The 23,551-nt window shown below is 42.0% G+C and carries 24 protein-coding genes and 1 pseudogene; 24 read left to right on the top strand and 1 reads right to left on the bottom strand.

Annotated elements, in window-relative coordinates; all coding sequences use genetic code 11:
- Positions 1 to 31: 31 nt before the first annotated feature.
- From spoIIP to deoC, 12 genes are all read left to right on the top strand, one after another.
- Positions 32 to 1,231, top strand: a complete 1,200-nt coding sequence (spoIIP, locus tag DER53_RS00125) for a stage II sporulation protein P (RefSeq protein ID WP_015864553.1) — start codon at positions 32 to 34, stop codon at positions 1,229 to 1,231.
- 14 nt (positions 1,232 to 1,245) lie between these two features.
- Positions 1,246 to 1,575, top strand: coding sequence for a YqxA family protein (locus DER53_RS00120; RefSeq protein WP_062752961.1), 330 nt, complete (start codon positions 1,246 to 1,248; stop codon positions 1,573 to 1,575).
- Between the two features lie 208 nt (positions 1,576 to 1,783).
- Positions 1,784 to 3,616 (top strand): translation elongation factor 4, encoded by a 1,833-nt coding sequence (gene lepA, locus DER53_RS00115; RefSeq protein WP_089097930.1) that lies wholly within the window; start codon positions 1,784 to 1,786, stop codon positions 3,614 to 3,616.
- A 74-nt stretch (positions 3,617 to 3,690) separates the two neighbouring features.
- Positions 3,691 to 4,839, top strand: coding sequence for a radical SAM family heme chaperone HemW (gene hemW / locus DER53_RS00110; protein WP_081188081.1), 1,149 nt, complete (start codon positions 3,691 to 3,693; stop codon positions 4,837 to 4,839).
- A 76-nt stretch (positions 4,840 to 4,915) separates the two neighbouring features.
- Entirely contained in the window at positions 4,916 to 5,950 is a 1,035-nt protein-coding gene (hrcA, locus tag DER53_RS00105) for a heat-inducible transcriptional repressor HrcA (RefSeq protein ID WP_062752958.1), read from the top strand.
- Positions 5,951 to 6,048: 98 nt separating this feature from the next.
- Positions 6,049 to 6,675, top strand: coding sequence for a nucleotide exchange factor GrpE (gene grpE / locus DER53_RS00100; protein WP_062752957.1), 627 nt, complete (start codon positions 6,049 to 6,051; stop codon positions 6,673 to 6,675).
- 21 nt (positions 6,676 to 6,696) lie between these two features.
- The gene (gene dnaK, locus DER53_RS00095) at positions 6,697 to 8,526 is read left to right on the top strand and encodes a molecular chaperone DnaK (RefSeq protein WP_062752956.1); all 1,830 of its coding nucleotides are present in this window, start codon (positions 6,697 to 6,699) and stop codon (positions 8,524 to 8,526) included.
- A gap of 142 nt (positions 8,527 to 8,668) precedes the next feature.
- A complete protein-coding gene (dnaJ, locus tag DER53_RS00090) occupies positions 8,669 to 9,811 on the top strand; it encodes a molecular chaperone DnaJ (protein WP_015864546.1) in 1,143 nt (380 codons plus the stop codon).
- Between the two features lie 5 nt (positions 9,812 to 9,816).
- Positions 9,817 to 10,755: a 50S ribosomal protein L11 methyltransferase gene (gene prmA, locus DER53_RS00085; protein WP_041269945.1), complete on the top strand. Its 939-nt coding sequence runs from the start codon at positions 9,817 to 9,819 to the stop codon at positions 10,753 to 10,755.
- A gap of 15 nt (positions 10,756 to 10,770) precedes the next feature.
- A complete protein-coding gene (locus DER53_RS00080) occupies positions 10,771 to 11,520 on the top strand; it encodes a 16S rRNA (uracil(1498)-N(3))-methyltransferase (RefSeq protein ID WP_015864544.1) in 750 nt (249 codons plus the stop codon).
- Between the two features lie 11 nt (positions 11,521 to 11,531).
- Positions 11,532 to 12,887, top strand: a complete 1,356-nt coding sequence (gene mtaB, locus DER53_RS00075) for a tRNA (N(6)-L-threonylcarbamoyladenosine(37)-C(2))-methylthiotransferase MtaB (protein ID WP_015864543.1) — start codon at positions 11,532 to 11,534, stop codon at positions 12,885 to 12,887.
- A 126-nt stretch (positions 12,888 to 13,013) separates the two neighbouring features.
- Positions 13,014 to 13,685 carry a deoxyribose-phosphate aldolase gene (gene deoC / locus DER53_RS00070; protein ID WP_062752954.1) on the top strand — a complete coding sequence of 224 codons (672 nt, stop codon included), beginning with the start codon at positions 13,014 to 13,016 and terminating at the stop codon, positions 13,683 to 13,685.
- Here the strand turns inward: deoC and DER53_RS00065 are convergent.
- Entirely contained in the window at positions 13,682 to 14,614 is a 933-nt protein-coding gene (locus DER53_RS00065) for a Na/Pi symporter (RefSeq protein ID WP_062752952.1), read from the bottom strand. The genes deoC and DER53_RS00065 overlap by 4 nt on opposite strands.
- 148 nt (positions 14,615 to 14,762) lie before the next feature.
- On the opposite strand from DER53_RS00065, the gene rpsU reads away from it, so the two are divergent.
- The 12 genes and pseudogenes from rpsU to recO all read left to right on the top strand — a co-directional run bounded on the left by rpsU (position 14,763) and on the right by recO (position 23,452).
- Complete coding sequence (gene rpsU, locus DER53_RS00060; protein ID WP_015864540.1) at positions 14,763 to 14,936, top strand: 30S ribosomal protein S21; 174 nt, start codon at positions 14,763 to 14,765, stop codon at positions 14,934 to 14,936.
- A gap of 14 nt (positions 14,937 to 14,950) precedes the next feature.
- Positions 14,951 to 15,400, top strand: coding sequence for a GatB/YqeY domain-containing protein (locus DER53_RS00055; protein ID WP_015864539.1), 450 nt, complete (start codon positions 14,951 to 14,953; stop codon positions 15,398 to 15,400).
- A 117-nt stretch (positions 15,401 to 15,517) separates the two neighbouring features.
- A complete protein-coding gene (gene yqfC / locus DER53_RS00050; RefSeq protein ID WP_015864538.1) occupies positions 15,518 to 15,802 on the top strand; it encodes a sporulation protein YqfC in 285 nt (94 codons plus the stop codon).
- 21 nt (positions 15,803 to 15,823) lie between these two features.
- Positions 15,824 to 17,012: pseudogene (gene yqfD, locus DER53_RS00045) on the top strand (sporulation protein YqfD).
- Between the two features lie 2 nt (positions 17,013 to 17,014).
- Positions 17,015 to 17,977: a PhoH family protein gene (locus DER53_RS00040; protein ID WP_062752950.1), complete on the top strand. Its 963-nt coding sequence runs from the start codon at positions 17,015 to 17,017 to the stop codon at positions 17,975 to 17,977.
- Positions 17,978 to 18,031: 54 nt separating this feature from the next.
- Positions 18,032 to 20,137: an HD family phosphohydrolase gene (locus DER53_RS00035; protein ID WP_062752948.1), complete on the top strand. Its 2,106-nt coding sequence runs from the start codon at positions 18,032 to 18,034 to the stop codon at positions 20,135 to 20,137.
- Positions 20,134 to 20,604 carry an rRNA maturation RNase YbeY gene (ybeY, locus tag DER53_RS00030; RefSeq protein WP_015864534.1) on the top strand — a complete coding sequence of 157 codons (471 nt, stop codon included), beginning with the start codon at positions 20,134 to 20,136 and terminating at the stop codon, positions 20,602 to 20,604. Before DER53_RS00035 ends, ybeY begins: the two co-directional genes overlap by 4 nt.
- 3 nt (positions 20,605 to 20,607) lie before the next feature.
- Complete coding sequence (locus tag DER53_RS00025) at positions 20,608 to 20,961, top strand: diacylglycerol kinase family protein (protein WP_015864533.1); 354 nt, start codon at positions 20,608 to 20,610, stop codon at positions 20,959 to 20,961.
- A gap of 47 nt (positions 20,962 to 21,008) precedes the next feature.
- Entirely contained in the window at positions 21,009 to 21,488 is a 480-nt protein-coding gene (locus tag DER53_RS00020; protein ID WP_015864532.1) for a cytidine deaminase, read from the top strand.
- Complete coding sequence (era, locus tag DER53_RS00015) at positions 21,481 to 22,389, top strand: GTPase Era (protein ID WP_015864531.1); 909 nt, start codon at positions 21,481 to 21,483, stop codon at positions 22,387 to 22,389. The genes DER53_RS00020 and era overlap by 8 nt, the downstream gene beginning before the upstream one ends.
- Before the next feature lie 98 nt (positions 22,390 to 22,487).
- The gene (locus DER53_RS00010; protein WP_015864530.1) at positions 22,488 to 22,631 is read left to right on the top strand and encodes a YqzL family protein; all 144 of its coding nucleotides are present in this window, start codon (positions 22,488 to 22,490) and stop codon (positions 22,629 to 22,631) included.
- 29 nt (positions 22,632 to 22,660) lie between these two features.
- Positions 22,661 to 23,452, top strand: a complete 792-nt coding sequence (gene recO, locus DER53_RS00005) for a DNA repair protein RecO (RefSeq protein ID WP_015864529.1) — start codon at positions 22,661 to 22,663, stop codon at positions 23,450 to 23,452.
- Positions 23,453 to 23,551 lie beyond the last annotated feature (99 nt).

The following is a 23,551-nucleotide window of genomic DNA, read 5'->3' as shown; positions in this document are numbered from 1 at the left end:
ATTAGTAGACAAGCTGGGAAAGGGTGAGAACATGAAAAAGTGGCGTTCTCCGCAAATGATGGTTACGGTACAAGGTGCGAGTCTAAAAAAAGTGATTATTTTAGCGGTATTAGGATGTATGATGATGTTTATGCTAGTAGGAGCGATTACGTCATTAAAACCGGAATACCGCATTTCTTCTTCCTCTGTCAACAATATGACGAACCATTTTTCACAAGAAACGTTTATTCATTTATTTAGTTTTGAAAATCATTATTTTTCGCAACTGTTGCCAAAGGAGCGGCAAAAGCCGAATTATTCAGCATTATTGTTTCGCATGGCCACAAGCATCAACCCCGACGACCCGCGCAGTTTGCTTGGCGGCGAGCTCCCGGGATTTGCGCTGTATGACAGCAAAATTATCGTAGCAGGGGAAGGGACGGATTATACAAACATGCCGTACGAATCTGCTCCGCCGCTGGAGGTAATGCTAGCAGAACGGCAAGCTTCTTTAGAGAACTTGGAAGAAGCAGACAAAAAGAATAATGAAAAACAAATTCCTCCACCGTCCCAAACGACAGGAGGAAAAAAAGTTGTATATATTTATCATACACATACACGTGAATCGTACTTGCCTGCCTTAAAAGGAGTTACAGATCCTGATTTAGCGTTCCATCGTACGGTAAACGTCACAAAAGTGGGAGAAAAACTAGCGGAAGAGATGGAAAAACGAGGAATTGGAGCGGAAGTAAGCACCATTGATATTGTAGGAGAGCTGCAGAAAAAAGGCATGAAATATTACCAAGCGTACGATATGTCTAGAAAAACAGTTGTCGAAGCAATGAGCCGCAATCATGATTTGCAATATTTGATCGATATTCACCGTGATTCACGAAGACGGAAATATACGACCGTTACGATTAATGGAGTGGATTATGCCCGCGTTGCGTTTATTATCGGAGGGGAAAACGCGAAGTACGAAAAAAATTTGCAGCTTGCCACACAGCTCCACCATTTGCTGCAAAAGAAATATCCTGGGCTGAGCCGCGGGATTATCGAAAAAAAAGGAGCGGAAACGAACGGAAAGTTTAATCAAGATTTATCGGAAAATGCGATTTTAATTGAGTTTGGTGGAGTCGACAATACGTTTGAAGAGCTATTCCGGTCTGTATCTGCTGTTGCCGATGTTTTTAGCGAATATTATTGGCAAGCGCAAAAAGTTCAAGCACCCGCACCGGCAGAAAAACGGTAAAGGAGCGGAGTGGTATGGTTAAATTTACGGTTAAATTTTTTTTAGCGGTGATGATTCTTTTTTTTGGAGTGTTGCTCGGCATGGAGCAGGCAAATGAAGGATTGCAAAAGATGAGAGGATATGATGATTCATCGTTGCCTTCTGTATTTCATATTTCAAAAGGCAAAAACGGAGAAGTAGAAGCATCCGTATTAGGAAACAAAGTGATGTCGGAAGATTTGCAAGAAAAGAAAGAAAAAATTGAAAATATGAAAACATTCAATCTGTTTTCCGAGCTTGGCAAACAATTTGCCGGAGCGGTAAGATCATTGATGGAACAGGTGCTTTCCTTTTTCGAAAAATGATAGGAAAACAGCGTGTTATCGGCATGTTTCTATGTGATCAAAAATAAATAGAAAGATGGCGTGAGAACATTGGCGGAATAGTACAAATTTTCGCCAATGTTTTTTCTTTATCATCATGAAAGTTTGCAAAACTATGTCATTGAATCTTGCTTGTTGTGTTGCTATAATCAAAGCTAGTGTAGTTTCGGGAAATAGTGGGAGTGAGAAAATGATGAATCGGGAAGAGAGATTAAAACGACGCGATCGAATTCGCAACTTTTCCATTATCGCTCATATAGATCATGGAAAATCGACGTTAGCAGACCGCATTTTAGAAAAAACCGGAGCGCTTTCGGAGCGGGAAATGAGAGAACAAACGCTAGATTCGATGGAATTGGAACGGGAGCGCGGAATTACGATTAAGCTGAACGCCGTTCAGTTAAAGTATAAAGCAAAAAATGGCGAAGAATATATTCTTCATTTAATCGATACACCTGGGCATGTCGATTTTACGTACGAGGTGTCGCGGAGCCTTGCCGCTTGCGAAGGGGCGATTCTTGTCGTCGACGCAGCACAAGGAATTGAGGCACAGACGCTGGCAAACGTCTATTTAGCGATTGATAATAATTTAGAAATTTTGCCGGTCATTAATAAAATCGATTTGCCAAGCGCTGAACCGGAACGCGTTCGTCAAGAAATTGAAGAGGTAATCGGGCTTGACGCATCGGAAGCAGTACTTGCCTCCGCGAAGGTCGGCATTGGCATCGAAGAGATTTTGGAACAAATCGTTGAGAAAATTCCAGCACCGTCGGGTGATCCGGATGCGCCGTTAAAAGCGCTTATTTTTGATTCGATGTACGATTCGTATCGCGGTGTAGTTGCATATATTCGCGTGATGGATGGAACAGTAAAGCCTGGGCAAAAAATTAAAATGATGTCGACAGGCAAAGAATTTGAAGTGGCAGAAGTCGGTGTGTTTACACCGAAACCGAAGCTGGTCGATGAATTAACGGTGGGCGATGTCGGCTTTTTAACTGCGTCCATTAAAAATGTGAGCGATACGCGCGTCGGTGATACGATTACCGATGCGGAAAATCCGGCAGCAGAACCGCTGCCAGGATACCGTAAGCTAAATCCGATGGTATTTTGCGGCATGTATCCGATTGATACGGCACGTTATAACGATTTGCGCGAAGCGTTAGAAAAATTGCAATTGAACGATGCTGCTTTGCACTTTGAACCGGAAACATCGCAAGCGCTTGGGTTCGGCTTCCGATGCGGCTTTTTAGGATTATTGCATATGGAAATTATTCAAGAGCGCATTGAACGCGAATTTAACATTGATTTAATCACAACAGCGCCAAGCGTTGTATATAAAGTATATTTAACGGATGGTACGGAAGTCCAAGTTGACAATCCGTCCAATATGCCGGATCCACAAAAAATCGATCATGTCGAGGAGCCGTATGTAAAAGCAACCATTATGGTGCCGAACGATTATGTCGGGCCAGTGATGGAGCTATGCCAAGGAAAACGCGGCAACTTTGTTGATATGCAATATTTAGATGAAAAACGAGTAACATTAATTTATGAAATTCCATTGTCGGAAATTGTGTACGATTTCTTTGATACACTAAAATCAAGCACAAAAGGATACGCATCGTTTGACTATGAACTGATTGGTTATAAACCGTCGAAACTCGTGAAAATGGATATTCTTCTTAACGGCGAAAAAATTGATGCACTTTCTTTCATTGTTCATCGTGATTCTGCTTATGAACGTGGGAAAGTGATTGTAGAAAAATTGAAAGATGTAATCCCTCGGCAACAGTTTGAAGTGCCTGTGCAAGCAGCAATCGGCAATAAAATTATCGCTCGTTCCACGATTAAAGCGTTGCGCAAAAACGTCTTGGCGAAATGTTACGGTGGAGACGTATCACGGAAACGAAAGCTTCTTGAGAAACAAAAAGAAGGAAAGAAACGAATGAAGCAAATCGGCTCGGTGGAAGTTCCACAGGAAGCGTTTATGGCGATCTTAAAAATCGACGATAATAAAAAGTAAGGAAGATCGTATACAAGGCTGTCTCTTCGCTTTTTTGGGATAGCCTTGTTTATTTTTAAGAAAGGATGTTTATCTTGGTAAAATCAGCTTATTTCCATATTCCGTTTTGTGCGCAAATATGTTATTACTGCGATTTTAATAAAGTATTTTTTCATGGACAGCCAGTCGATGAATATTTAGAAGCAATGGAAAATGAAATGAAATGGACGGTGGAAGCATTTCCAACGGATCGGCTTGATACGTTGTTTGTTGGCGGGGGAACCCCGACTGTTTTAGAAATGAAGCAGCTCGACTTTTTCCTGCAAAACATTTATAAGCATTTCCGCTTTTCTATTCATGAAGTAGAGTTTACGTTTGAGGCAAATCCGAATGAGCTTTCCAAAGAAAAACTACAGTTGTTAAAAGAAGCAGGGGTCAATCGCTTAAGTTTCGGTGTTCAAACGTTTGATGATTCATTATTAAAAGCAATTGGACGAACTCATCGTTATGAAGATGTCATGAAAACGATTGCCTTAGCAAAAGAAATTGGTTTTGAAAATATTAGCATTGATTTAATGTACGGACTGCCGCAACAGACGTTAGCACAGTTCCAAGCGGATTTAGAGATCGCCTTTTCTCTTGACATTCAACATATTTCTGCTTATTCACTCATCATTGAACCGAAAACCATTTTTTACAATTTGATGAGAAAAGGAAAACTGCCATTACCAACTGAGGAAGAAGAAGCGCAAATGTATGAAGAAGCGATGCGGCAAATGGAAATACACGGGTACCACCAATATGAAATTAGTAATTACGCGCGTCCTTCCTTTGAAAGCCGCCATAACTTAACGTATTGGAACAATGAAGAATATTATGGAATTGGTGCGGGCGCTCACAGCTACGTAGGCGGCGTTCGGCGTGCGAATATCAAACCGATCAATAAATATATTGAGACAGTTCAAGAAACAGGCTTTCCGTATTTGGAAGTTCACCATGTAACGGTATCGGAACAAATGGAAGAAGAAATGTTTTTGGGGCTAAGGAAAACGGAAGGAGTATCTAAGCAGCGCTTTCTTGAAAAGTTTGGGATGAGCGTCCATGATGTATTTGGCCGAGCGATCGCTGCGGAAAAACAAAAAGGGCTGCTCGAAGAAACACAAACACATATTCGATTGACTCATCGGGGGAAATTGCTAGGAAACGAGGTGTTTCAAGCGTTTATCGCGGAATCTAAACATTGACATTAGCATATGGATTTGATACTGTAATAATAGATTTAGCACTCGGGCTGTTTGAGTGCTAACAGAGGTGATGAGCGTGTTAACGGATCGCCAATTGCTTATTTTACAAGTCATTATCGATGATTTTATTCGTTCGGGACAGCCTGTCGGTTCGCGGACGTTATCGAAAAAACATGAAATTGCTTTAAGTTCGGCGACAATCCGCAACGAAATGGCTGATTTGGAAGAACTTGGATACATCGAAAAAACGCATGTTTCATCAGGCAGGGTACCGTCGGAAAAAGGCTATCGTTATTATGTCGATCATTTGTTGTCCCCGCAACGTTTGACACAGGAAGATATTCAAAAAATCAAATCTATTTTTGCTGAGCGAATTTATGAACTGGAGAAAGTGGTCCAAAAATCAGCGCAAATTTTATCTGATTTAACGAATTATACATCGATTGCCCTTGGGCCAGCTGTGAAAGAGAATAAGTTAAAACGAATTCAAATTATTCCGCTCAATCAACAAACAGCTGTAGCCATTATTGTTACAGATACAGGACATGTGGAAAACCATGTGATTACCGTTCCTGCTTCTGTAAACCCTTCTGACCTCGAAAAAATGGTCAATATTTTAAACGAACGGTTAATCGGGGTTCCGCTTATAGATTTGAAAGATAAAATTTATAAAGAAGTGGCGGACGTTTTGCGAACGCATATTCATAACTATGACAGCATGTTGAAAACCATTGTAGATACGCTTGACATACCGCAAGAAGAAAAAATGTTCTTTGCCGGGACAACGAATATGTTAAACCAGCCTGAATTTAGCGATATTCAAAAAGTCCGTTCACTAATGAAAATGATTGAGCAGGAAAAAGATTTTTACCGGTTGTTGCGCAAACATAATCGAAAAGGAATTCAAGTAACGATCGGCCGGGAAAATCAATTAAGCGGAATGGAAAACTGCAGCCTCATTACCGCTACGTATTCGATTGGCAATGAACAGCTGGGGACGATCGCCATCCTTGGACCGACACGAATGGAATATTCACGCGTCATTACCATTTTAAATCGTGTCGCTTCTGACTTATCAACCGCATTGACAAAATGGTATCAAAACAATTAACAATGGTCATATTGGATAATGGATGGATTTGCACAATCCATCCTTTCCTTGTGACTATTTATACATAGAATAGGCCGCTTTAAAGGGAGGTGAAACCGATGGAAAAAGAACAGAAAGCAGCACAAGAACAGGCTACATACGAACAGGAACCGTTAAATACGGAACCGCAAGAGGAAAAAGTAGAGCAACATGAAGTAAATGAACATCAAGAGGAAATCGAAATAGAAGAGCAAGAAAAAGCACAAGAAGAGCAAAACGATGAATTGGCGGCGGCAAACGCAAAAATTGCTGAACTGGAAGCGAAAATAAAAGAAATGGAGAACCGCTATCTTCGTTTATACGCCGATTTTGAAAATTTCCGCCGTCGTACAAAAATAGAAATGGAAGCAGCTGAAAAATATCGCGCCCAAAGCTTGGTTAGCGATCTTTTGCCTGCTTTGGACAACTTTGAGCGTGCGTTAAAGATAGAGGCTGATAACGAACAAGCAAAATCGATTCTGCAAGGAATGGAAATGGTGTATCGCTCCGTGTTGGATGCGCTGAAAAAAGAAGGAGTAGAAGCGATCGAAGCGGTTGGCAAACCGTTTGATCCGAATTTGCATCAAGCCGTGATGCAAGTAGAAGACAGCAATTATGAGCCGAATACGGTTGTGGAAGAATTTCAGAAAGGTTATAAACTGAAAGATCGTGTCATTCGTCCAGCAATGGTAAAGGTAAGCCAATAAAGTAGTAGGAGGGTGATGTTTATGAGTAAAATTATCGGTATTGACTTAGGTACAACCAACTCATGCGTCGCTGTGCTAGAAGGCGGCGAACCAAAAGTAATTCCAAACCCAGAAGGAAACCGAACCACTCCTTCTGTTGTGGCGTTTAAAAACGGCGAACGTTTAGTCGGAGAAGTCGCCAAACGTCAGGCAATTACCAACCCAAACACCATCATTTCGATTAAACGCCATATGGGAACGGATTATAAGGTAGAAATTGAAGGGAAAAAATATACACCACAAGAAATTTCGGCAATTATTCTACAATACTTAAAATCATATGCAGAAGACTATTTAGGCGAACCAGTGACAAAAGCGGTAATTACCGTTCCGGCGTACTTTAACGATGCGCAACGCCAAGCGACAAAAGACGCAGGGCGCATCGCTGGATTGGAAGTAGAACGGATCATTAACGAGCCGACAGCAGCAGCGCTTGCGTACGGTTTGGATAAAGAAGAAGATCAAACGATCCTCGTTTACGACTTAGGCGGCGGTACGTTTGACGTATCGATCCTTGAACTTGGTGACGGGGTATTTGAAGTAAAAGCGACTGCCGGCGACAACCATCTTGGCGGCGACGATTTTGACCAAGTCATCATCGATTACTTAGTAGAGCAATTCAAACAAGAACACGGCATCGATTTATCTAAAGACAAAATGGCGGTGCAACGCCTTAAAGATGCTGCGGAAAAAGCGAAAAAAGAACTTTCCGGCGTAACGCAAACGCAAATTTCATTGCCGTTCATTAGCGCAAATGAAACGGGGCCATTACACTTAGAAACGACATTAACAAGAGCGAAATTTGAAGAGCTATCCGCCCATCTAGTTGAACGGACAATGGGACCGGTACGTCAAGCGTTGCAAGATGCGGGATTGACGCCTTCGGATATCGATAAAGTGATCCTTGTCGGCGGTTCGACGCGCATTCCAGCGGTACAAGAAGCGATTAAACGCGAGCTTGGAAAAGAGCCGCATAAAGGCGTTAACCCAGACGAAGTGGTAGCGATCGGCGCGGCGATTCAAGGCGGTGTCATTGCCGGTGAAGTAAAAGACGTCGTTCTTCTTGACGTAACGCCGCTATCGCTTGGAATTGAAACAATGGGTGGCGTATTTACAAAATTAATTGAACGCAACACAACGATTCCAACAAGTAAATCACAAATTTTCACTACGGCAGCCGATAACCAAACAACGGTTGACATTCATGTGCTGCAAGGCGAACGTCCGATGGCTGCTGACAACAAAACGCTCGGCCGTTTCCAATTAACAGATATCCCACCTGCACCACGCGGCGTACCGCAAATCGAAGTAACGTTTGACATCGACGCCAACGGTATTGTCCATGTTCGCGCGAAAGATTTGGGCACAAATAAAGAACAATCCATTACGATTAAATCTTCATCCGGTCTTTCTGAAGAAGAGATTCAACGAATGATTAAAGAAGCAGAAGAAAACGCGGAAGCGGACAGAAAACGTAAAGAAGCGGCCGAACTTCGCAACGAAGCCGACCAATTAGTATTCACGACCGAAAAAACATTAAAAGAGGTAGAAGGAAAAGTAGACGAAGCAGAAGTGAAAAAAGCGCAAGAAGCAAAAGACGCGTTAAAAGCTGCGCTTGAGAAAAACGACATCGATGACATTCGCAAAAAGAAAGAAGCGCTTCAAGAAATCGTACAGCAGCTTTCCATCAAGCTATACGAACAAGCGGCAAAACAAGCACAAGCTCAGCAGCAGGCAGGAGCCGGCGGCGCTGAGAAAAAAGACGAAAATGTTGTCGATGCAGAATTTGAAGAAGTAAAAGACGACAAATAATAAATCTAAAAAAGTCAAAGTCAGGCCTGTCTTGGCTTTGACTTTTTTGCTAATAAGGAGATGCCGGTTAAATCTATTGCAATAAAAAAGAGATAAATGTAAAATAACCCTTATGTGAGTGAATCGGGAGTGGATGATCATCATGGCGAAACGAGATTATTACGAAATTCTCGGAGTGAGCAAAAACGCGACAAAAGAAGAGATTAAAAAAGCGTACCGAAAACTTTCGAAAAAGTATCATCCAGATATTAACAAAGAACCAGATGCGGCAGAAAAATTCAAAGAAATTAAAGAAGCGTATGAAGTATTAAGCGATGATCAAAAACGTGCGCATTACGATCAGTTTGGGCATGCGGATCCAAATCAAGGGTTCGGCGGGTTCCGCAGCGATGATTTTGACTTTGGCGGTTTCAGCGGCTTCGGTGGTTTCGAGGATATTTTCAGCACCTTTTTTGGCGGCGGCCGCCGGCGCGATCCAAATGCGCCAAGAGCTGGTGCCGATTTACAATATACGATGACATTAACATTTGAAGAGGCGGCATTCGGAAAAGAAACGGATATTGAAATTCCACGGGAAGAAACGTGTGACACATGCCATGGCACGGGAGCAAAACCGGGAACGAAAAAAGAAACATGTTCATATTGTCATGGAACAGGTCAAATCAGCACAGAGCAGTCCACACCGTTTGGCCGCATCGTTAATCGCCGCACATGCCCATATTGCGGCGGGACAGGGCAATATATCAAAGAAAAATGCACAACATGCGGCGGGACTGGCCGCGTGAAAAAACGGAAGAAAATCCATGTCAAAATCCCAGCTGGAATTGATGATGGACAACAATTGCGGGTCGCTGGCCAAGGAGAACCGGGAATTAACGGCGGACCTCCGGGAGATTTATATATCGTTTTCCATGTGGAGCCACATGAGTTTTTTGAGCGTGATGGCGATGATATTTACTGTGAAATACCGCTTACATTTGCTCAGGCTGCGCTCGGTGACGAAATCGAAGTGCCGACGCTTCATGGCAAAGTGAAGCTGAAAATACCAGCAGGCACTCAAACAGGAACAAAATTCCGCTTAAAAGGGAAAGGGGTGCCGAATGTACGCGGCTATGGCTATGGCGACCAACATGTGATTGTCCGCGTTGTGACGCCGACAAAACTGACAGAAAAACAAAAGCAATTATTGCGCGAATTTGATCAATTAGGCGGTTCAAGCATGCATCAAGGACCATACGGCCGCTTTTTTGACAAGGTAAAAAAAGCGTTTAAAGGGGAATCATGAATTTTATGAAATGGTCAGAAATTAGTATCCATACGACGCACGAGGCTGTGGAGGCGATTTCGAATATTTTGCACGAAGCAGGTGCTGGCGGGGTAGTCATTGAAGACCCTAATGATTTAATAAAGGAACGAGATGCTTCTTTCGGCGAAGTTTATGAATTAAATCCAGACGATTATCCGGAAGAAGGAGTAATTATTAAAGCATATTTACCGGTTAATAGCTTTCTTGGTGAAACAGTTGAGGCGATTAAACAGGCGATCAATAATTTATTATTGTATGATATTGATATTGGAAAAAATAAAATCACCATTAGCGAAGTGAATGAGGAAGAATGGGCAACCGCCTGGAAAAAATATTATAATCCTGTCAAAATATCAGAGAAATTTACGATCGTTCCAACATGGGAAACATATGAACCGGTGTCAAGCGATGAGCTAATTATTGAGCTGGACCCAGGCATGGCGTTTGGCACAGGAACACATCCAACGACAGTGATGTGTATCCAAGCGCTTGAAAAATATATGAAACCTGGTGATACAGTCATTGATGTCGGCACAGGTTCGGGAATTTTAAGCATTGCTGCGGCGATGCTCGGAGCAAAATCCGTCCGTGCACTTGATTTAGATCCGGTTGCTGTCGATAGCGCGAGACTAAATGTAAAATTAAATAAAGTGCAGCATATTGTTACCGTTTCTCAAAATAATTTACTCGATCATATTGAGGAACAAGCGAACGTAATTGTTGCGAATATTTTAGCAGAAATTATATTGCGCTTTGTCGATGATGCGTATCGTCTTCTTGAAAAGAACGGATATTTTATCACCTCGGGAATTATTCAGGCGAAAAAGCAAGAGGTAAAAGAAGGGTTAATGAAAGCAGGGTTTGCTATTGAGGAAACGTTAGTGATGGAAGACTGGATTGCATTTATTGCAAGAAAAGCATGAAAAGAAGGTGTCGCTTTGCAACGGTATTTTGTTTCGGACGACCAAGTGAAAAACGACCGTCTTATTATTCAAGGGGATGATTATCATCATATTGTCCGTGTCATGCGTATGGAAAAAGGAAGCGAATTGATCTGTGTTCTTCCTAGCAATAAGGCAGTATTGTGCAAAATTGAACAAATTACCAATGAGCATGTGATCGTTCGTGTAGTAAAATGGATAGATGAACAAACAGAACTGCCGATTCAAATTTATATTGCTCACGGGCTGCCGAAAGGGGATAAACTGGAGTTTGTTATTCAGAAAGGAACGGAGCTTGGCGCTTCATCGTTTATCCCTTTTGTGGCGGCTCGCTCTATTGTTAAATGGGACGCAAAGAAAGCAAATAAAAAGCTGGAGCGTTGGAAAAAGATTGCAAAAGAAGCGGCGGAACAATCACATCGTGGAAAAATTCCTGATGTGCACGCGCCGATGACGATACACGAACTTATAGAATTTGCAAAGACGGTCGATTACCGGGTTTTTGCTTATGAGGAAGAAGCGAAGCAAGGAAACCATCAAACGCTCGCTGCCGTTTTTCAGCAAATGAAGCGCGGACATTCTCTTCTTGCCGTGTTTGGCCCGGAAGGAGGATTTTCCGATGAAGAAGTTGAGCTATTTAAACATCATGGCTTTTTTTCGTGTAGCCTTGGGCCGCGGATTTTACGGACAGAAACGGCGCCGCTTTATCTTTTGGCAGTTGCTTCGTATCAATTTGAACTACAGTGAGGTGAAAACGAATGCCAACAGTTGCATTTCATACGCTTGGATGTAAAGTAAACCATTATGAGACAGAAGCAATTTGGCAGTTGTTTAAAAAAGCCGGTTACGAACGTAAGGATTTTGACAGCCGTGCGGATGTATATGTTATCAATACATGTACAGTGACGAACACAGGCGATAAAAAAAGCCGGCAAGTCATTCGCCGCGCGATTCGAAGAAATCCAGACGCCGTTGTTTGTGTAACAGGATGTTACGCTCAAACATCCCCGGCGGAAGTGATGGCAATTCCGGGTGTGGACATTGTGATCGGCACGCAAGATCGTGGGAAAATTTTGGAATATATCGAACGGTTCCAACGCGAACGCCAGCCGATTAACGGGGTCAGCAACATTATGAAAACGCGCGTATTTGAAGAAATGGACGTTCCGGAATTTACGGATAGAACACGCGCATCGTTAAAAATTCAAGAAGGCTGCAATAACTTCTGTACATTTTGCATCATTCCATGGGCGCGCGGGTTAATGCGTTCCCGTGATCCGAAAGAAGTTATTCGCCAGGCACAGCAGCTAGTCGATGCCGGTTATAAAGAAATTGTGTTAACGGGCATTCATACAGGCGGTTACGGCACCGATTTGAAAGACTATAGCTTCGCCGCGCTGCTCCGCGATTTGGATGAGCAAGTTGTCGGTTTAAAACGGCTCCGCATTTCGTCCATTGAAGCAAGCCAAATTACAGACGAAATTATCGAGGTGTTGCAACGTTCAGATAAAATTGTCCGTCATTTGCATATTCCGCTTCAATCCGGTTCGAATACGGTGTTAAAACGGATGCGCCGCAAATATACAGTCGAATTTTTTGCAGAGCGGCTTCAACGTTTGCGCGAAGTCTTCCCGGAACTTGCGATCACATCAGACGTGATCGTTGGTTTTCCTGGCGAGACGGAAGAAGAATTTATGGAAACATACCATTTTATTCGCGAACAACGTTTTTCCGAACTTCATGTCTTCCCGTATTCAAAACGGACAGGCACACCGGCAGCGCGTATGCCAAACCAAGTGGATGAAGAAGTAAAAAATGAACGCGTACACCGTTTAATTGCATTGTCCGACCAGCTTGCAAAAGAATATGCATCGCAGTTTGAAGGACAAGTGCTCGAAGTCATTCCGGAAGAACGAGATAAAGAAAACCCTGAAAGCGGGTTGTACATCGGGTATACGGACAACTATCTGAAAGTGAAATTCCCGGCTACGGAAGAAATGGTTGGGGAAATCGTAAAAGTGAAAATTACAAAAGCCGGATATCCGTATAATGAAGGGGAATTTGTCCGCGTTGTTACCGATGACATCCCACAATCCGTAAAATTAAGCTCATAACCCAGCTCGTGCAGCTGGGTTTTTGTTTACAATAAGAAAATTGTGTAAACTAGTTTTTTTGTTAAAATAATGGTATGATGATAGATGTCAGACTTCTATGCTGCTAATGAAAGGAGATTTGTTAAAATGGAAAATAACATTGCAAAAATGATTGATCATACGTTATTGAAAGCGGATGCAACAAAAGCGCAAATTGTGAAGCTATGCGAGGAGGCAAAACAATACGGGTTTGCTTCTGTTTGTGTCAATCCGACATGGGTGGCAACCGCTGCTGAACTATTAAAAGGCACGGACGTGAAAGTATGTACGGTGATCGGCTTCCCGCTCGGAGCGAACACACCGGAAACGAAAGCATTTGAAACAAAAAATGCAATTGAAAACGGGGCGGCGGAAGTCGATATGGTTATCAATGTCGGCGCGCTTAAAGATGGAAATGACGACCTTGTCGAACGCGATATTCGCGCCGTCGTCGATGTGGCAAAAGGGAAAGCGCTTGTGAAAGTGATTATTGAGGCGTGTCTGCTTACCGAAGAAGAAAAAGTGCGCGCTTGCCAGCTCGCCGTTAAAGCAGGTGCGGATTATGTGAAAACATCGACTGGATTTTCAACAGGTGGTGCTACGCCGGAAGATGTCGCACTTATGCGGAAAACGGTCGGACCAAACATCGGTGTGAAAGCTTCCGGCGGCGTCCGTGATATGCAAAGCGCAGAGGCGATGATTCAAGCGGGAGCGACGCGCATTGGGACAAGCTCCGGCGTATCGATCGTCGAAGGAAAAACGGCACGTTCTGATTATTAAGGACGCCGGCCGTGGAAAAATAATATAGCCGCTTCGATCCAGCGGGTAAATGGCAGCGCCGCCAGCGAACAAATAACATTAAACAGGACGCTGACATGGGCTAACTGTACATCCGGAGCAGAGCTAAGCTTTACAGCAGCAAAGGCAAGTGGATCGATCAGGAAATAAAAGATCATGACTCCGATAACATTAAACCATAAGTGAGTATAAGCGGTTAATTTCGCTTCATACGTTGAACCGATGCTTGCCAGAAGACCGGTTACGCATGTGCCGATATTCGCGCCAAGCAAAATCGCAATGCCAGCTGGAAGTGTGAGAATATGTTCATTCAGAAATCCCATCGAAATCCCAATTGTTGCTGCGCTTGAATGAATAATGGCTGTAAGGATCATGCCGATCATGATTCCGATGAAAGGAGAATGATTCGTTTTTTGCAGCCATTCGTCAACAATGGGATATGTAGATAGCGGTTTTGCGAGTTGACTAAATCCATTCATGGCAAAAAATAAAGAAGCGAGTCCAACGAAGATCATGCCGATGCTATAAGCAGGTCGGTAATGCCCGAAAAACACGAGAATTGCCCCAATGAAAAGCATCGGAATAACGTTGTCTCCAAGGTCAAGAGTCATAATTTCTGTTGTGATCGTAGAGCCGATGTTGCTCCCTAAAATAATACCGATGGATTGTCGAAATGTAAAATAGCCGGTAGAGACGAGGCCAACTGTAATGACCATCACTGCGGTACTGCTTTGCAACAATGCGGTAATAATCGTTCCGGTAAGAAATCCTTGTAAAGGAGTGTTTGTAAAGCGCAGTAACCATTGTTTCAAGCGGTGACCGGATAAAGCATAAAGCCCTGCTTTCATCATGAACATACCGAGAAGGAAAATGCCGGTATAAACGGAAAACCAAATTATTAGCTGTACCACTTGTCCTTTCCCCCTTTCATCATATGTGTATGGGAAGGAAAGGAAGACGATGACAGTTTTTTTATTGACCTGTTAGGCAGCCATGTATTATAATTGACGAGTACACGCATAAAATGTAATGGTTGTTGCTCGGAGGGAGGGAAGTAGGATGTCAAAAACAATCGTTCGTAAAAACGAATCCATTGACGACGCTCTTCGTCGCTTCAAACGTGCCGTTTCGAAAACGGGTACATTGCAAGAAGTAAGAAAGCGTGAATTTTATGAAAAGCCAAGCGTCAGACGGAAGAAAAAGTCTGAGGCGGCTAGAAAGCGCAAGTATTAAAAGAGGGTGTATATATGAGTCTTCTTAATCGTTTAAATGACGATATGAAGCAGGCAATGAAAAACAAAGAAAAAGATAAACTCTCCGTTCTTCGGATGTTAAAAGCGGCGTTGCAAAATGAAGCGATTAAACTAGGAAAAAGCGAATTATCAGAAGACGAAGAGCTAACCGTTCTTTCTCGTGAATTAAAACAGCGTAAAGACTCCCTCCAGGAATTTGAAAACGCTGGTCGTGCGGACCTTGTTGAAAAAACAAAGGCAGAAATCGAAATTGTTCAATTATATATGCCGAAACCATTGACAGAGGAAGAACTTCTAGAAATTGTCAAACAGACGATTGCAGAAGTAGGAGCTTCTTCCAAAGCAGATATGGGTAAAGTGATGGGAGCAATCATGCCAAAAGTAAAAGGAAAAGCGGATGGCTCTCTCGTCAATAGGCTTGTTCAACAGCAACTTTCACAATAATGACAAACGGGTGTTCCGATTCAATCGGGCACCCGTTGTTTTTGCCGTTTGGGAACAACAAGTGGTGCTATAACCCCCTTTCTTCTCATACATATGAGATGAAAGGGGGTTCTTTTTATGGTGAAAAAATGGCGACAGCATATGAGAAGATGGCTTACAGATAAATTGGAGCTTCCCGCCGACATAGTGATGGACCTTCCCCGAATTACGATGGTTGGGCAAATACATATTTATATCGAAAATCATCGTGGTTTACTGACGTTTAGTGATAAAGAACTGCGCCTGCTCTTAGAGCAAGGGCAGCTTCTTGTTCGCGGTGAAAATTTTGTTATTAAGATGATTTTGCCAGAAGAAATTTTACTCGAAGGAAAAATAAACCAAGTGATTTATATAGATGAATAACGTTTCATAGGAGGAAATACGATGAAAAACCAATGGATGAACTTATTGGTAGGTAGCGTAAGGGTGAAAGCGCAAGGAAAAGGGGTAGAACGATTGATTAATGCGTGTGTGCGCAACGATATTGCGATTTGGAATGTAAAAAAGCATGGCGATCATATTGCGACGTTTTTTATTTTACTAAAGGATGTCAGACGATTGCGCGTTGTCGCCCGCAAAAGTGATTGTAAACTTTATTTTGTTGGAAAAGCGGGATTTCCGTTTTTTCTAAAAAAAATGCTAACGAACTCAGGATTTTTAGTCGGAGTATGCTTCTTTTTTGTTATCGTTTTTTTCCTTTCAAATATGGTATGGGGAATAGAAATTAAAGGCGCAAAACCGGAGACGGAATACCGCATATTGAAAGAACTAAAACAAATGGGAGTGGAAAAAGGAGCATTGCAATTTCTCATCGATGATCCGGAAACGATTCAAAAGAAATTGACCGATCGTATGGATGTCGTTACATGGATCGGTGTGGAACTTAAAGGGACGACACTTTATTTTCAAGTTGTGGAGAAAAATCAACCGAAAGAGCCTGAAAAAATTGGTGTTCGCCATTTAGTGGCGAAAAAAAAAGGCGGTTATTACGGACATGTTTGTTGAAGAAGGGCAATCACTTGTTTCGGTGAACGATCATGTGACAAAAGGGCAGTTATTAGTATCCGGAATCATTGGGAAGGAAGGGCAAACAAAACTTGTGCCAGCGCGAGGAAAAATTTTTGGCGAAACATGGTACAAGTCTACCGTTGTTCTACCGCTTCATGCAAAGTTCGGAGTATTAACGGGAAAATATATGGAAAAACATTATATAGCGATGAAAAATATTTCCATTCCGATATGGGGATTTCAAAAGCCTGCATTTCACTATTATGAAATAGATCAACAGAAAAGGCCGCTCCGCTTTTGGAAATGGGACTTGCCTATTTATTATGAACGCGTCATCTTTCGGGAAAAGGAGGAAGTAGAGCGCAACTATACATGGGAAGAAGCGTTCGCAAAAGCAAAGGAACTTGCTCGCGAGGAATTAAAGGCAAAATTGCCGGAAGATGCATCGATTAAAGGAGAAAAAGTTTTGCATCAGACGAAAGAGAATGGTAAAGTAAGGGTAGAATTGCATTATCAAGTGATTGAAAATATCGCAATACCACAACCAATAGTTCAAGGAGATTGAGAATGTCAGAGGAGTTTGTAACAATCAGTCAGCAATTAGAAAATGCGAACGAAGCGATTGCACTTTTCGGCATTCATGATGCCCATCTAAAACGGATGGAACAAGAATTGGGAGTGTCCATTGTAACACGAGGAGAATCGGTGAGCGTTTCTGGCACCCCCGAACAAGTACAGCTTGTTGATGACCTGCTGCGCCACTTGTTGATCATTGTCCGGAAAGGCATTTCCATTAGTGAACGAGATGTGATGTATGCGATTCAATTAGCGAAAAAAGGAGCGCTCGACTATTTAATTAATTTGTACGAGGAAGAAATCACAAAAAACGCCAAAGGAAAATCCATTCGTGTAAAAACGTTAGGACAGCGCCATTATGTTACCGCCATTAAACAGCATGACCTTGTTTTCGGAATAGGACCTGCCGGAACAGGAAAAACGTATTTGGCGGTGGTGATGGCTGTCCATGCGTTAAAAAACGGTCAAGTGAAGCGTATTATTTTAACTCGCCCGGCGGTAGAAGCAGGAGAAAGTTTAGGATTTTTACCGGGAGATTTAAAAGAAAAGGTGGATCCATATTTGCGCCCTCTTTACGATGCGCTGCATGATGTATTGGGAGTAGACCATACGCAGCGGTTAATTGAACGAGGAACGATTGAAATCGCGCCGCTAGCATATATGCGGGGGAGAACGCTCGAAGATGCTTTCGTCATTTTAGATGAAGCACAAAATACGACACCGGCACAGATGAAAATGTTTCTAACAAGATTAGGCTTTGGCTCCAAAATGGTCATTACCGGTGATATTTCGCAAGTCGATTTGCCAAAAGGCGTGAAATCAGGACTTGCCGTCGCAAAAGAAATATTGACGGCGGTCAGCGGTGTATCCTTTGTCTTTCTAGAACAAACAGATGTTGTGCGTCATCCGCTAGTGGCTAAAATTATTGAAGCGTATGATGAAGCTGGCATATAGAGAGAAAAGACCCGTTTTCAAAGGGTCTTTTCTTTAAAGTGAGGGGAAAAACCGTTGGAAAGGATTCGTTTTTTTCTGGAGCATGTTAACCATGTTCGTTTTGTTCGTTATCTTTTGTTTCTGTTTTTAGGGCTTTTTCTATTTGCGGTGTTATATGATCAAGCAAAACCGCATCAATATGAACTGCGTCTGTTCGATATTGCCACCGAAACGATTCGTTCTCCAATTACGATTGAAGATAAGGAGACGACAGAAAGGCTAAAAAAGGAAGCGGCAGATAAAGTAACGGATATTTATACATTAAAAAAAGAATATGCCGAAAATCGTGTTGATTTAATTTCGTCGCTATTTACAACCATTGTTGAAATTCAAAATGAAATCAAGGAAGAAAAAAAAGAGCCGACGAAAATGATGGATGCGCTAAAGGAACGTCTGCCGCAAGAATGGTTTTCTTATTTGTCCGCAGATGAATGGGAAAAGTTGCTTCATGCAGCTCCAGAAGACATCGAAACGGCAAAAGAAGCGGCGGTAACGGCTGTCCATTCCATTATGGCCGAGCGCATTACGCAATCAGAATTGGAGAAGGCAAGGGCAAAAGTACAAGATGAATTGAAGTATGTCATGCTTTCGCCTTCATTAAAAGAAATTGTTGTCAAGCTGACAAAACAAGCAATCATTCCAAACGTTATTTACGATCGAACCGCTACAGAAGAAAAGCGAAGACAGGCGATGGATGAAGTAAAGCCGGTAAAAATTTTGCAAGGACAAGTCATTGTCGAGGAAGGACAATTTATTACAAATGAAATTTATCATCAGCTGCAGCTTGTCGGCTTATTGCAAAATGATCGCTCTTTTCAGCCTCTTATCGGTCTTTTTCTTTTCGTGTTATTATTGCTATCGCCTGTTGTTTATTACTTTGGACGAGAGCAGGCGAACAAGAATTTGTTTGTATATACGGTCATTTTTACGATTATGCTTCTTGTGATGAAACTCGTTCGTCTCATTCCGGAAAGTGATGTGTTCTCCACTGGGTATCTTGTGCCGGTTGCTTTCGGCACCATGCTCGTCCGTATTTTCATCGGGGAACGAATCGCAATTATGACAAGTATTCTTTATGCCATATGCGGAAGCTTGATGTTTAACGAGGGAATGGGCGTAAATGGCACTATTCAAGTTTCGTTAGCGATTTATTTGGTGACAAGCGGGTTAGCAGGAAGTTTCTTTTTACATAAACAGCTTCGAAGAGCAAAAATTTGGCAGGCAGGAGTATTTGTCGCTTTCATTAATATGGTTGTTATGCTAGCATTAACCTTGCTTAAAAATGGCCATTATTCGTTAACAGAGATCGGCATGTTTCTGCTGATGGCGTTTGCTTCTGGCATTTTCTCAGCGATTTTAACTATTGGGCTTTTGCCGGTTTTTGAGGCGTGCTTCGGTATTTTGTCATCGATGAAATTAATTGAATTATCGAATCCAAATCATCCATTGCTTCGCAAAATTTTAACGGAAGCTCCTGGGACGTACCATCACAGCATCATGGTTGCTAATTTAGCGGAAGCGGCTTGTGAAGCGATTGGAGCAAACGGTTTATTAGCGCGTGTTGCTTGCTATTATCATGACATCGGGAAAACGAAACGGCCGCAGTATTTTATTGAAAACCAAATAGGCGGTAATCCACATGATCACTTATCGCCACAGTTAAGCAAAAATATTATTCTTGCCCACGTGTCTGATGGGGTGGCCATTTTAAAAAAACACCGCATGCCGAAAGAAATTGTTGACATTGCTGAACAACATCATGGTACAACATTATTAAAATATTTTTATCATAAAGCACTTGAGCAGACGGGCTATGTGTTAGAGGAAGAATTTCGCTATCCTGGCCCGAAGCCGCAAACGAAGGAAGCGGCGATTATTAGCATTGCGGATAGCGTGGAGGCAGCGGTACGATCGCTTTCTAATCCGTCTCAGGAGGAAATTGGAAAAATTGTCCGCAGTATTATTGCGGAGCGATTGCAAGATAATCAATTGAACGAGTGTGATATTACGTTAAAAGAACTTGAAATGGTTGCAAGATCGCTTTGTGAAACACTAAATGGCGTATTCCATTCACGGATTGAATATCCAGAAATTCGAAAGGAAAAGGTGAAACACGCATGATTCTCAACATCGATTTTATCGACGAAACGAACGAAGTTACAAAAGAGCAAATGAATATCATCGAACAGTTGTTAAACTACGCGGCAGAAATCGAACATGTCCCTAGCGGAGCGGAAGTGGGCATTTCGTTTGTAGATAACGAGCGGATTCGCATCATCAATCGCGACTATCGGGGAAAGGATCAGCCGACCGATGTTATTTCCTTCGCTCTCGAGGAAAAAGGCGAAGGAGAGGTGGAGATTGTCGATGCGGATATTCCCCCGCTGCTTGGCGATATTATTATTTCAATTCCAAAAGCAAAAGAACAGGCGAAGGAATATGGGCATTCGTTCATGCGCGAGCTTGGATTTTTGGCGGTGCACGGTTTTTTGCATTTGTTAGGATATGATCATAAAACAGAAGAAGAAGAAAAAATAATGTTTTCAAAACAAAAAGATATTCTAGAACGATATGGGTTAACGAGATAAAATATGAACTGGAAGGACGAAAAAAAGCGGTTTGCTTGCGCATGGGCAGGAGTGATGGCTGCGGTAAAGGAAGAAGTGCATATGCGCATCCATATTGCGCTGGCTGTTGTTGCGATTATTGCTGCAGCAATCTTTCACATTTCCAGGATGGAATGGCTTATTCTTTTGTTAACGATCGGAAGTGTCATTGCTTTGGAATTAATCAATACGGCAATTGAACGTGTAGTTGATTTAGTGACGGCCGACTTCCATCCTTTAGCAAAAGCAGCAAAAGATATCGCTGCAGGCGCCGTTTTGGTCGCTGCGATTGTTGCTGTTATTGTTGGAATCACCATCTTTCTGCCATATCTCGTATAATCAATGAGTGAGAAAATTCTAATTTTTCTGTTATATTTTCATCAAGAATGATGAAATTTACAAAGATTTTTTGTAAAATAAAAGTAAGGAAGCTTATTGCTTCCCAAGTTGTGAAAGGAAGAGAAACATTGAAAATAAACGAACTCATAGAAGAAGCAAAAAAAGCAAGAGGATACGCTTATGTTCCTTATTCAAAATTTAAAGTTGGCGCCGCTTTGTTAACAAAAGACGGCAAAGTGTATCGCGGCTGCAACATTGAAAATGCTGCTTATAGCATGTGTAATTGTGCGGAACGAACTGCGCTTTTTAAGGCGTATTCGGAAGGGGATAAAGAATTTGCTGCACTTGCTGTTATTGCTGATACGCCCCGTCCGGTACCGCCGTGTGGTGCATGTCGCCAGGTTATTTCTGAGCTATGTCCAAGTGATATGAAAATAATATTGGCAAATTTAAACGGGGATATCACCGAACTAACAGTGAAAGAACTACTACCAAATGCTTTTTCAGCGGAGGATTTGCATGAATAAGGAAGGATATAAATCAGGATTCGTTTCTATTGTTGGTAGACCGAACGTTGGAAAATCGACATTTTTAAATCGCGTCATCGGTCAAAAAATCGCTATTATGAGCGATAAGCCGCAAACGACGCGCAATAAAATTCAAGGTGTTTACACGACAGATGATGCACAAATTATTTTTATTGATACGCCAGGAATGCATAAACCAAAACATAAACTTGGCGATTTTATGATGAAAGTAGCGCTGAACGCGTTAAGAGAAGTGGACCTCATATTATTCATGATTAATGCAGAAGAAGGGTTTGGACGCGGCGACGCATTTATTATTGAACAGCTTAAAGCAGTAAATACTCCAGTGTTTTTAGTCATCAATAAAATTGACAAAGTTCATCCAGATGATTTATTGCCGCTAATCGATCAGTATAAAGACCTTTATCCATTTGCTGAGATTATTCCGATTTCTGCATTGCAAGGAAACAATATCGAAACATTAGTGGAACAAATCAAAAAATATTTGCCAGAAGGTCCGCAATATTATCCACCTGACCAAATAACAGATCATCCGGAACGGTTTATCATTGCCGAGTTGATTCGCGAGAAAGCGCTTCATTTAACGCGTGAAGAAGTTCCGCATTCCATTGCTGTCGTGGTAGAAACGATTGAGCGGCGCGAAGATAGCGATACAGTGTATGTCGGCGCGGTGATTATTGTAGAACGTGATTCGCAAAAAGGAATTATTATTGGAAAACAAGGACGAATGTTAAAAGAGATCGGGCAGCGGGCACGTATGGATATTGAAGCGCTTCTTGGGTCAAAAGTATTTTTAGAACTATGGGTAAAAGTACAAAAAGATTGGCGCAATCGGTTAGCACAGCTGCGTGATTTCGGATTCCGGGAAGAAGAGTATTAATTAGAAAATTTTATGCAACATAAACGTTTCCTAGCGTGGTCAACCTATAATTAGACGGGAAAACAAGCAATGCTGCGGGCGGAAAGAGGTGTGGTTCCATGCTTGAATTTACTTGGAAGTTATTTAGTCAAACCGGCAACATCGACACCTATCTTCTTTTTAAAGAGCTAGAAAAAGAACAGCAACCTAGTGGCGATGAGCAAGAAACGGAACTAAAGGAAGTCGATCAACCTATTTTTTGATTTGTGTTTTAGGGTCGGTGGTGATACGATTGTTTGAAAAATGTGAAGCAATTGTCATTCGCGCAATCGATTATGGCGAAACAAATAAAATTGTCACATTCTTCACGAGAGAATGGGGAAAGGTGGCTACGATGGCACGCGGAGCAAAAAAGCCAAGTAGCCGCCTTTCTGCCGTTACACAACCGTTTACGCATGGCTATTACTTAATTCAAAGAAGCCGCGGTGTCGGTGTTTTACATCAAGGAGATATTATCGATTCGATGCGAACGATCCGCGAAGACATTTTCACTGCAGCATATGCCTCTTATATTGTGGAGATGACAGATAAAGTAACAGAAGAACAGCAGCGCAATCCGTATTTGTTCGAGCTGCTTTTGCAGACATTACAATATATGAATGAAGGGCTCGATTTAGAGATTCTTGCTTGTATTTATGAAATGAAAATGTTATCTGTAATGGGGATTCCTCCTAAATTAGACCATTGCGCTGTATGCGGCCGGACAGAAGGAAAGTTTTCTTTTTCCATAAAAGAAGCTGGATTTCTTTGCCACCGCTGCGAGAAAACCGACCCGTACCGAATTCCGCTTTCCGCAGCTTCTGTAAGGCTATTGCGCTTATTTTACTATATAGATTTATCAAGGCTTGGTACAATTTCTGTAAAAGAGGAAACAAAAAAAGAGCTTCGCGCCGTTCTTTCGTCCTATTATGATGAATATTCGGGATTGTCGTTAAAAACAAAGCGATTTTTAATGCAAATAGATGAACTAAAAAAGATTGGCTATCCTTATCAAAATCAAACGGAAAATGGAAGCGGCGGATGAAAAAGCGGTCATTAGTTGTCTTTATAAAGACAAAGTTTCCTTCTTTAAAACAGAGTGTAGTATAATAAAATAATAAATGGATGAGAAGATAATATGATC

Origin of the sequence: Parageobacillus toebii NBRC 107807, from assembly GCF_003688615.2 — a bacterium.
GTDB lineage: Bacteria > Bacillota > Bacilli > Bacillales > Anoxybacillaceae > Parageobacillus_B > Parageobacillus_B toebii.
This window is presented reverse-complemented; position numbering and strand designations above follow the sequence as displayed.

Bases quoted from the DNA above. Each gene is read 5' to 3' on its own strand.
- spoIIP (WP_015864553.1), top strand. From the start codon at position 32: ATGAAAAAGTGGCGTTCTCCGCAAATGATGGTTACGGTACAAGGTGCG.
- ybeY (WP_015864534.1), top strand. From the start codon at position 20,134: ATGATTCTCAACATCGATTTTATCGACGAAACGAACGAAGTTACAAAA.
- DER53_RS00020 (WP_015864532.1), top strand. From the start codon at position 21,009: ATGATGAAATTTACAAAGATTTTTTGTAAAATAAAAGTAAGGAAGCTT.
- rpsU (WP_015864540.1), top strand. From the start codon at position 14,763: ATGTCAAAAACAATCGTTCGTAAAAACGAATCCATTGACGACGCTCTT.
- era (WP_015864531.1), top strand. From the start codon at position 21,481: ATGAATAAGGAAGGATATAAATCAGGATTCGTTTCTATTGTTGGTAGA.
- DER53_RS00055 (WP_015864539.1), top strand. From the start codon at position 14,951: ATGAGTCTTCTTAATCGTTTAAATGACGATATGAAGCAGGCAATGAAA.
- yqfC (WP_015864538.1), top strand. From the start codon at position 15,518: ATGGTGAAAAAATGGCGACAGCATATGAGAAGATGGCTTACAGATAAA.
- mtaB (WP_015864543.1), top strand. From the start codon at position 11,532: ATGCCAACAGTTGCATTTCATACGCTTGGATGTAAAGTAAACCATTAT.
- dnaJ (WP_015864546.1), top strand. From the start codon at position 8,669: ATGGCGAAACGAGATTATTACGAAATTCTCGGAGTGAGCAAAAACGCG.
- DER53_RS00025 (WP_015864533.1), top strand. From the start codon at position 20,608: ATGAACTGGAAGGACGAAAAAAAGCGGTTTGCTTGCGCATGGGCAGGA.
- DER53_RS00040 (WP_062752950.1), top strand. From the start codon at position 17,015: ATGTCAGAGGAGTTTGTAACAATCAGTCAGCAATTAGAAAATGCGAAC.
- DER53_RS00010 (WP_015864530.1), top strand. From the start codon at position 22,488: ATGCTTGAATTTACTTGGAAGTTATTTAGTCAAACCGGCAACATCGAC.
- grpE (WP_062752957.1), top strand. From the start codon at position 6,049: ATGGAAAAAGAACAGAAAGCAGCACAAGAACAGGCTACATACGAACAG.
- dnaK (WP_062752956.1), top strand. From the start codon at position 6,697: ATGAGTAAAATTATCGGTATTGACTTAGGTACAACCAACTCATGCGTC.
- DER53_RS00120 (WP_062752961.1), top strand. From the start codon at position 1,246: ATGGTTAAATTTACGGTTAAATTTTTTTTAGCGGTGATGATTCTTTTT.
- lepA (WP_089097930.1), top strand. From the start codon at position 1,784: ATGATGAATCGGGAAGAGAGATTAAAACGACGCGATCGAATTCGCAAC.
- prmA (WP_041269945.1), top strand. From the start codon at position 9,817: ATGAAATGGTCAGAAATTAGTATCCATACGACGCACGAGGCTGTGGAG.
- deoC (WP_062752954.1), top strand. From the start codon at position 13,014: ATGGAAAATAACATTGCAAAAATGATTGATCATACGTTATTGAAAGCG.